This is a genomic window from Pseudoalteromonas sp. SR44-2 (assembly GCF_014163745.1).
Classification (GTDB): domain Bacteria; phylum Pseudomonadota; class Gammaproteobacteria; order Enterobacterales; family Alteromonadaceae; genus Pseudoalteromonas; species Pseudoalteromonas distincta.
Window position 1 is genome coordinate 1 of the sequence record NZ_JACJDW010000088.1, and the last position, 271, is coordinate 271.

Consider the following 271-nt stretch of genomic DNA (forward strand, 5'->3'; position numbering starts at 1 on the left):
TCTGTTACCGCTCGACTTGCATGTGTTAGGCCTGCCGCCAGCGTTCAATCTGAGCCATGATCAAACTCTTCAATTAAAAAGTTTTATGTCTTTCGACAGCTCAATGAATTCTGAATTTTTGTTTTTGTTGCCAAAAACGAATTGACTGTGCGTTATTATTTTCACTTTTAAAAAAGTGAAATCAAAACAGCTCAAGGCTGAATCTTTTAATAACATATGGTCACTCAGTTTCAATTGAGACTCTAATTTGTTTGCCTCGCTACCTAAGTAG

The 271-nt window shown here is 36.5% G+C and carries 1 protein-coding gene and 1 rRNA gene; both read right to left on the bottom strand.

Going from position 1 to position 271, the window contains the following annotated elements:
• A 16S ribosomal RNA gene (locus H5115_RS20045) occupies positions 1-76 on the bottom strand; the annotation flags it as partial.
• On the bottom strand, positions 70-271 hold a 202-nt coding region (locus H5115_RS20090), incomplete at its 5' end, for a hypothetical protein (RefSeq protein WP_220487145.1). The genes H5115_RS20045 and H5115_RS20090, both read right to left, overlap by 7 nt.